Raw genomic sequence first — 7,426 nt, forward strand, 5'->3', positions numbered from 1 at the left:
GGGAGCCGGCGGGCGGCCCGTGAGGAGAGCCGACGAGAAGAGAGGGGCGGGACGTCATGGCCGGATCGGGGACGAAGGCGCGGCTCGAGGTCGCGGTACGGCAGGGGGCGCTGCTGGGCGAGGGGCCCACATGGGACGCGGAGCGCGAGCGCCTGGTGTGGGTGGACATCCTCGCGAGCCGGGTGCACACCTACGCTCCGGCCGACGGCCGCCGCACGGTACTGGCGACCGAGCAGCACGTGGGCGCGGCCAGGCCGCGGGCCGGCGGCGGCCTGGTGGTCAACCTCCGCGACGGTGTGGGCCTGTACGACGGGGACGGTTCGTTCTCCTGGCTGCGCCGCGAGCCCGTCGCGGGCCGCCGGGGCAACGACGCCGCCGTCGCCCCCGACGGCGCGCTGTGGGCGGGCACGATGGCATACGACGAGCGCCCGGGCGGGGGGACGCTCAGCCGTATCGCCCCGGACGGCTCGGCCGTCACGGTCCTGGCGGACGTGAGCATCAGCAACGGCACGGGCTGGAGCCCGGACGGGCGGCTGATGTACTACATCGACACCCCCACCCGCCGGATCGACGTCTTCGACACCGACGGTCCCGAGGTGCTGGGCCGCCGGCCCCTGGCACGCATCGAGGAGGGCGCGGGTTTCCCCGACGGGCTGACGGTGGACGCGGAAGGCTGCGTCTGGGTCGCCCTGTGGGGAGGGGGCGCGGTCCGGCGCTACACCCCAGACGGCAGGCTGGACCGGACGGTCACCGTCCCGGCCTCCAACACCACCTCGTGCGCCTTCGGCGGGCCGGGCCTGCGGGACCTCTACATCACCACGGCCCGGACGGGCACCGACCCCGGCGCGGAGCCGCTGGCCGGTTCGCTGATGGTGCTGCCGGACGCGGGGGAGGGGCTGGCGCAGCCGTCTTTCGCGGGTTGACACCGGATCTTCACGCAGAGTGTCTTCTCCTCTCCCGGCGAGCCTCGTACCCTGCGGACTCCATGACCTACTGCGTCACATGCCGTCGGCATCTCAACGGCGCCCTCTCCTGCCCGGGTTGCGGCACACCCAGCCACGGCCTGGCGCCGGTGGACCCCTCGGCCGCGGCATTCGCCGATCCGTACGGCCAGGGGGTCGGTCCGTACGGCCCGCACGGCGGCGGCAGCGCGTACGGCGGTGACGCGTACGGCGGATACTCCGCCGACCACGGCGGCGGATACGGGCAGGGCGGCGGGGACGGACACCAGACCGGCCCCGAGGGCGCCCGCGACACCCACGGCGATGCGTACGGCGCCGAGGCATACGGCGAGCACGGCGAGCATGGCGAGCACGGAGAACAGGACGACGGCCCGGACGGCGGGGCCGGTGAGGGCCGGGCGGCGGCGCGCGTGGCCGCCCGGCGCGGCCGCCGGGCGCGCTCGCAGGCGGGGCGGCGGCGGCGCACCACCGTCGTGGGCCTGATACTCGGCGCCGGGATCGCCACCCTCGGCGTCGCGGAGTTCACCACCGAGGGCGTGCTGAAGGAACTGCCCATACCGGGCGTCTCCCCGGACGGCGGCGGGGAGGAGCTCGACGGCGGTACCAGCGGCGAGGAGGGGGCCGGGCCCGCCGACTCCGACGGCACCGCCGAGCAGCCGCCCGGAGCGGAACGGCCGGGCGCCGTCCCGTCGGGCTCACCGTCCGCCGCGCCCTCCGCGTCGGGCTCCTCCTCGGCCGAGCCGTCGGAGTCGGCGGACTCCTCGGCGGATCCCTCCGCCTCCGCCGAACCCTCGACCACCGCGGTCGAGAGCGGCGGCATCACCACGGGCCCCGAGCCCACCGGCGAACCAACCCAGACCCCCGAACCGCCGCCCCAGGAGACGCGGCCCGCCGATCCGCCGCCGCCTCCGGCCGAGCCGGAACCCGAGCCGGAGCCGACGCCCACCTGTGAACGCTTCCTGTGGTGGTGCACCTAGAGAGGGGCCCCTCGCCGGTCCTGCTCCCGGCTCCGTTCCCCGCCCCGCTCAGCCCGCGGGGGCGTCCGAGGGGGTGTCCGGGGAACCGTCGCCGGACCCGTCGCCCAGCATGCGCCTGAGGAGGTCGCGCAGGAGGGCGCGTTCGGCCGGCGTCAGGTCGGCCAGGGGCTCACTGGCGAAGTCCATCGACGCACGCAGCCGTTCGGCCGTCTCGTGACCCGCCTCGGTGGCGGCGGCGAGCTTGACGCGGCGGTCGGCCGGGTCGGGGCGCCGCTCGACCAGGCCGCGCGACTCCAGCCGGTCGACGATGCCCGTGACGTTGGACGGCTCGCACTTCAGCCGCCGGGCTATCTCCCGCATGGGCAGGCACTGGTGGTGGAGCAGGGCGAGCAGCCGCGCCTGGGCGCCGGTCAGGGAGTGCCTGGCGGCGGCCTCGTCGTACTCCTGGTGGAAGCGGACGACGACGGAGCCGATCAGTTCGACGACCTCGAGGGCGAGGGGGTCGACGGGGGCGGAACGGGAGGCCATGGCCCCAGGGTACCGACTTGCTTGACAACATGAAACATCGAGGGGATGGTTGTTTCACAGTCTGAAGTATATGGAGGCGTTTCTCATGACGTTGCCCGCCACCGGACGTGAGTGGCATCTGACCGCCCGCCCGCAGGGATGGCCGGAGCCGGGGGGATTCGCGCTGCGCGAGGCCCCCGTGCGGGCCCCGCGGGCCGGACAGATCCTGGTGCGCAACCTCCACCTCTCGGTCGACCCCTACATGCGCGGCAGGATGGACGACGTCAAGTCCTACGCCCCGCCGTTCGAGCTGGACCGGCCGATGGGCGGCGGCGCGGTCGGCGTCGTCGTCGCCTCCGAGGCCGAGGGGTTCGCCCCGGGCGACCACGTGCTGCACGGCCTGGGCTGGCGCGAGTACGCCACGCTGGACGCGGAGCACGCGGCGAAGGTCTCCGCCGGGCTGGCCCCGCTGACGACCTATCTCGGGGTGCTCGGCATGCCCGGACTGACCGCCTACGCCGGGCTGCTGGAGGTGGCCTCCTTCAAGGAGGGCGACGCCGTCTTCGTCTCGGGCGCGGCGGGTGCGGTCGGCAGCCAGGTCGGCCAGATCGCCCGGCTCAAGGGGGCCTCCCGCGTCGTCGGCAGCGCCGGCTCCGACGAGAAGGTCGCACTCCTCACCGGGGAGTACGGTTTCGACGCCGCCTTCAACTACAGGAACGGCCCGGTGGCGCGGCAGTTGGAGGAGGCCGCGCCCGACGGCATCGACGTCTACTTCGACAACGTCGGCGGTGAGCATCTGGAGGCGGCGATCGGCTCGCTCAGGACACACGGCCGTGTCGCGGTCTGCGGGATGATCGCCCAGTACAACGCCACCGAGCCGCCCGCCGCCCCGCGCAACCTCGCGATGGTCATCGGCAAGCGGCTGAGGATCCAGGGCATGCTCGTGGGCGACCACTCGGATCTGCGGCCGCGGTTCGTCGAGGAGGTCTCGGCCTGGATCCGCTCCGGAGAGCTGAAGTACCACGAGACGGTCGTCCATGGCATCGAGAACGCGGTGGACGCCTTCCTCGGCATGCTCCGCGGCCAGAACGTCGGGAAGATGGTCGTCAGCCTGGACGGCTGACGGGCTGTCGAAGGAGCCGGGCCGCCCCTGAGGCCGCGCGGGTCGGCCTGGGCAAGGCGGAGGACGGCGGCTTCGGCCTCAGGGTCGAGCTCACCGCCTCCATACCGGGCCTGGACCGGGAGGCGGCTCTCCAGCTGGTGAAGAAGGCCCATCAGGTGTGCCCGTACTCGCGGGCGACCGAGGGGAACATCGAGGTCGTCCTCGAAGTCGCCTGAGGCACGGCCGGTCGCGTCGACCGGTGGGCCGGGAAGCGCCGCGCGGCGCTTCCGAGGTATGCGCGAAGAAGGCCGCCCCGGCGCCGCCGGGGCGGCCTTCCGCATGTGCCGGTCCAGGCGCCGCCGACTCCCGCCCGCCGGAGCCGTTTCTGCGCGAACCATTGACGCGAACGGTGTTCGATCCTACTTTCCCGTTCGGAGATACGATCATTATTCGAGATTTCGAACATGAGGGTGGATCGTATGCGTCGAACCTCCGTGCCGGACCGCGCCCCGAGCCGTCGGCGCGTGCTCGGCGGCATGGCCGCTCTGGCCGCCATGACGGCCACCGGGGCCGCGGGCACCGCGGGGTGCGCCGCTCCCGCCGCCGTGGGCGCGGGCCGCACCCGGCTGCGCTTCTGGCACCTCTACGGCGGCGGCGACGGCGTCAACATGCAGACGATGCTGGACGCCTACCGCGCCGCGCACCCCGAGATCGCCCTCCAGGCGTCCACGCTCCAGTGGGGCGCCCCGTACTACACCAAGCTCGGCATGGCGGGAGCCGGCGGCCGGGCCCCCGAGGTCGCCGCCCTCCATCTGGCGCGGCTTCCCGGCTTCGGCCCCGGCAGGCTGCTCGACCCCTTCGACCTGGACCTGCTTGCCGAACACGGCCTGACCGAAAAGGACTTCCCCGCCGACCTGTGGAGGCGCGGCCGGATCGACGGCGCGCAGTACGCCGTCCCGCTCGACACCCATCCGATGGTCCTCTACTACAACACCGACATCTGCGAGAAGGCCGGACTGCTCGAAGCGGACGGGAAACTGAAGCCGATCCGCGGAGCGGAGGAGTTCACCGCCGCGCTGCGCGCCGCCGGAAAGGTCACCGGCAGGCCCGGGCTGGCCGTCGAGACCCTCGGCGCCGGCACCATCGGACCCTGGCGGCTGTTCTCCACCCTCTACTCCCAGACCGGCGGCACCCTGCTGGACGAGAGAGCCACCCGCATCACCATCGACGACGGCAAAGCCCTGACGGTGCTGCGCTTCATGCGGCGGCTCACCGAGGAGGGCCTGGCCCACCGCCGCCTCGACTACAACGGCACGGTCGGCGTCTTCGGCGGAGGGGAGACCGCCTTTCTGCTCAACGGCGAATGGGAGGTCAGCACCTTCGCCAACCTGGATCTGCCGTTCTCCATGACCCGGGTGCCGAACCTGTTCGGGCGCCCCACCGCCCAGGCCGACTCCCACTGCTTCGTCCTCCCGCACCAGCGCGACCGCGGCGGCGAGAGCGACGAGGCGGCCCACGCCTTCGTCGCCTGGATGCTGAAGAACACCGTCGAGTGGGCCAAGGGCGGCCACGTCCCCGCCTATCTGCCCACCCTGGAGAAACCCGGCTACCTCGAACTGGAACCCCAGTCGGAGTACCGGTCGGTGATCGACGACGTCGTCCTGGACCCGCCCGCCTGGTTCGCGGGCTCGGCGTCGTCCATGTGGATCGAACTCGGCGCGGTCCTCTCCGGGGTGCTCACCGGCTCCCGCACCCCGCAGGACGCCCTCGACGAATCCAGAGCCCGGCTCCAGGCCCTGCTCGACACCCCCAACCCGCTCGGAGGCGACGCATGACCGCGACCGCGCCCACCGCCCCGGCGCCACCGGCCCAGGCGGCCTCCCGTACCGGGACCGGCCCCCTGGCCGCGGGCCGCCGCTGGACCGAGCACGGCCTGGTCTTCACCGGGCCCTTCCTGCTGCTGTACGCGCTCTTCCTGGTCTGGCCGGTGCTGCTGGGCCTGAAGATGAGCCTGGGCGACGACAACATCGCCGGCACCGACAGCGAGTTCACCGGCCTGGACAACTACGCCGAGGCCCTGCGGGACCCCGAGGTGTGGTCGTCGCTGTGGAACACGGTGTGGTTCACGCTGCTGTCCACCGTGCCCCTGGTCGTCACGGGCCTCGTCCTCGCCCTGCTCGCGCACCATCTGCGGGTGGTCCGGTGGCTGTGGCGGCTGAGCTGGTTCGCGCCGTTCCTGCTGCCGTCGGGCGTCGTCGGACTGCTGTGGCTGTGGATGATCTACCCGTCCGACTTCGGCCTGGCCGACCTGCTGCTGAACTCCCTCGGCCTCGACCCCGGCATCGGCTGGCTGACCGACACCCGCTACGCGATGCTCTCGATCGTCCTGACCACCGTGTGGTGGACGGTCGGCTTCAACTTCCTGCTCTACCTCGCCGCCCTCCAGGCCATCCCCCGGCATCTGTACGAGGCCGCCGAACTGGACGGCGCCGGCGCCTGGCGGCGGCTGGTCCACATCACCCTGCCGATGCTCAGCCGCACCACGGCAGTGGTGGTCGTCCTCCAGCTCCTCGCCTCGCTGAAGATCTTCGACCAGGTCTACATCATGACCGGCGGCGGCCCCGACGAGAGCACCCGCCCGATCCTGCAGTACGTCTACGAGGCCGGCTTCACCGGCTACCGGATCGGTTACGCCTCGGCCGTCTCCTACGTCTTCTTCGCCCTGATCGTGATCGTCTCGCTGATCCATCTGCGGATGACCCGCCGCTTTCGTGAGGAGGCCGCCAAGTGAGCGCGACCGCGAAGGCCGTGAACCCGGCCGCACCGTCCGCCGGCCCCGGCGCGGAGCCGTCCGCGCCGTCCCCGGCCCCGCCCGCCGGACGCACCGGATCCGCCGGACGCGCCGGCGAGGCCGGCCGGCGGCCGCGCTGGACCCCGGGCCGCGTCGCGCTGCTGGCCGCCGCCCTTCTCCTGGCGGCACTGTGGGTGCTGCCACTGGCCTGGGCGGTGGCCACCTCGCTCAAGCCCGAGAACGAGACGACGCGCACCTCGCTGGAGTGGATCGGCTCGCGGATCACCTTCGACGCCTACGAGAAGGTGTGGGCCTCCGGGGACCTGGCGCGGTGGATGCTCAACTCGGCCTACATCTCGGTCGTGACGACCGCGCTGACCGTCGCGACCTGCGCCATGGCCGCCTACGGCTTCTCGCGCACCGCCTTCCGCGGCCGGAAGACGCTCTACGGGCTCGTGCTGGCCGGGATCATGGTGCCGCCGCAGGTGCTCATCGCCCCGCTCTTCGCCGAGATGGTCTCCCTCGGACTGGTCGACACCTACTGGGGCGTGATCCTGCCCCAGGTCGCCGTCCCCGCCATGGTGTTCATCCTGGTGAAGTTCTTCGAGGGGGTGCCGCGGGAGCTGGAGGAGGCCGCCTACGTCGACGGAGCCGGGCGCTGGCGGGTGTTCTGGACGGTCGTGCTGCCGCTGTCGCGGCCGGTCCTGGCCGCCGTCGCCATCTTCACCTTCATCCAGACCTGGAACAACTTCCTGTGGCCGTTCCTGGTGACCACCGACCCGAACGCGATGACGCTGCCGGTCGGCCTGGTCAACGTCCAGTCCACCTACGGCGCCCGCTACGCCCAGGTGATGGCCTCGCTGGTGATCGCCGGGCTGCCGCTGCTGCTGGTCTTCGCCTTCTTCCAGCGGCAGATCGTGCGAGGCGTCGCCCACACGGGGCTGGCCGGCCAGTGACGGAAGGCCGGCCCGTCCCGTTCCGCCCCGCAGGAGAGGAGGTCCCAAGAAGCCGTGAGTCCCGACCGGTCACCGAGAACTCCCGAAGGAGCCCGATGAACAGTCGCACCTCCCCCCACACCACCCCCCAC

7 protein-coding genes and 1 pseudogene are annotated in these 7,426 nt (G+C 72.6%); 7 read left to right on the forward strand and 1 reads right to left on the reverse strand.

What is annotated here, in order from left to right:
* The first annotated feature begins 56 nt into the window (after positions 1–56).
* Together L7D48_RS23260 and L7D48_RS23265 are read left to right on the forward strand one after the other, a co-directional pair.
* Positions 57–923 (forward strand): SMP-30/gluconolactonase/LRE family protein, encoded by an 867-nt coding sequence (locus L7D48_RS23260; protein WP_237882116.1) that lies wholly within the window; start codon positions 57–59, stop codon positions 921–923.
* Between the two features lie 62 nt (positions 924–985).
* Positions 986–1,939, forward strand: a complete 954-nt coding sequence (locus L7D48_RS23265; RefSeq protein WP_237882118.1) for a hypothetical protein — start codon at positions 986–988, stop codon at positions 1,937–1,939.
* A gap of 48 nt (positions 1,940–1,987) precedes the next feature.
* On the opposite strand, the gene L7D48_RS23270 is transcribed toward L7D48_RS23265, so the two are convergent.
* Entirely contained in the window at positions 1,988–2,467 is a 480-nt protein-coding gene (locus tag L7D48_RS23270) for a MarR family winged helix-turn-helix transcriptional regulator (RefSeq protein WP_237882120.1), read from the reverse strand.
* An 85-nt stretch (positions 2,468–2,552) separates the two neighbouring features.
* On the opposite strand from L7D48_RS23270, the gene L7D48_RS23275 reads away from it, so the two are divergent.
* From L7D48_RS23275 to L7D48_RS23295, 5 genes and pseudogenes are all read left to right on the forward strand, one after another.
* On the forward strand, positions 2,553–3,569 hold the full coding sequence (locus L7D48_RS23275) for an NADP-dependent oxidoreductase (RefSeq protein WP_237882122.1): 1,017 nt from the start codon (positions 2,553–2,555) through the stop codon (positions 3,567–3,569).
* Between the two features lie 35 nt (positions 3,570–3,604).
* Positions 3,605–3,784: pseudogene (locus L7D48_RS23280) on the forward strand (organic hydroperoxide resistance protein); the annotation flags it as partial.
* Positions 3,785–4,027: 243 nt separating this feature from the next.
* Entirely contained in the window at positions 4,028–5,383 is a 1,356-nt protein-coding gene (locus L7D48_RS23285) for an extracellular solute-binding protein (RefSeq protein ID WP_374493436.1), read from the forward strand.
* Positions 5,380–6,339, forward strand: a complete 960-nt coding sequence (locus L7D48_RS23290) for a carbohydrate ABC transporter permease (protein WP_237882124.1) — start codon at positions 5,380–5,382, stop codon at positions 6,337–6,339. Before L7D48_RS23285 ends, L7D48_RS23290 begins: the two co-directional genes overlap by 4 nt.
* Before the next feature lie 17 nt (positions 6,340–6,356).
* Positions 6,357–7,295, forward strand: coding sequence for a carbohydrate ABC transporter permease (locus L7D48_RS23295; RefSeq protein ID WP_374493440.1), 939 nt, complete (start codon positions 6,357–6,359; stop codon positions 7,293–7,295).
* Positions 7,296–7,426: the final 131 nt, after the last annotated feature.

Source organism: Streptomyces sp. ICN903 (assembly GCF_022015835.1).
Lineage (GTDB): Bacteria > Actinomycetota > Actinomycetes > Streptomycetales > Streptomycetaceae > Streptomyces > Streptomyces fenghuangensis.

Excerpts from the sequence above, each read along its gene's own strand:
- L7D48_RS23260 (WP_237882116.1), top strand. The coding sequence starts at position 57 with ATGGCCGGATCGGGGACGAAGGCGCGGCTCGAGGTCGCGGTACGGCAG.
- L7D48_RS23265 (WP_237882118.1), top strand. The coding sequence starts at position 986 with ATGACCTACTGCGTCACATGCCGTCGGCATCTCAACGGCGCCCTCTCC.
- L7D48_RS23270 (WP_237882120.1), bottom strand. The coding sequence starts at position 2,467 with ATGGCCTCCCGTTCCGCCCCCGTCGACCCCCTCGCCCTCGAGGTCGTC.
- L7D48_RS23275 (WP_237882122.1), top strand. The coding sequence starts at position 2,553 with ATGACGTTGCCCGCCACCGGACGTGAGTGGCATCTGACCGCCCGCCCG.
- L7D48_RS23285 (WP_374493436.1), top strand. The coding sequence starts at position 4,028 with ATGCGTCGAACCTCCGTGCCGGACCGCGCCCCGAGCCGTCGGCGCGTG.
- L7D48_RS23290 (WP_237882124.1), top strand. The coding sequence starts at position 5,380 with ATGACCGCGACCGCGCCCACCGCCCCGGCGCCACCGGCCCAGGCGGCC.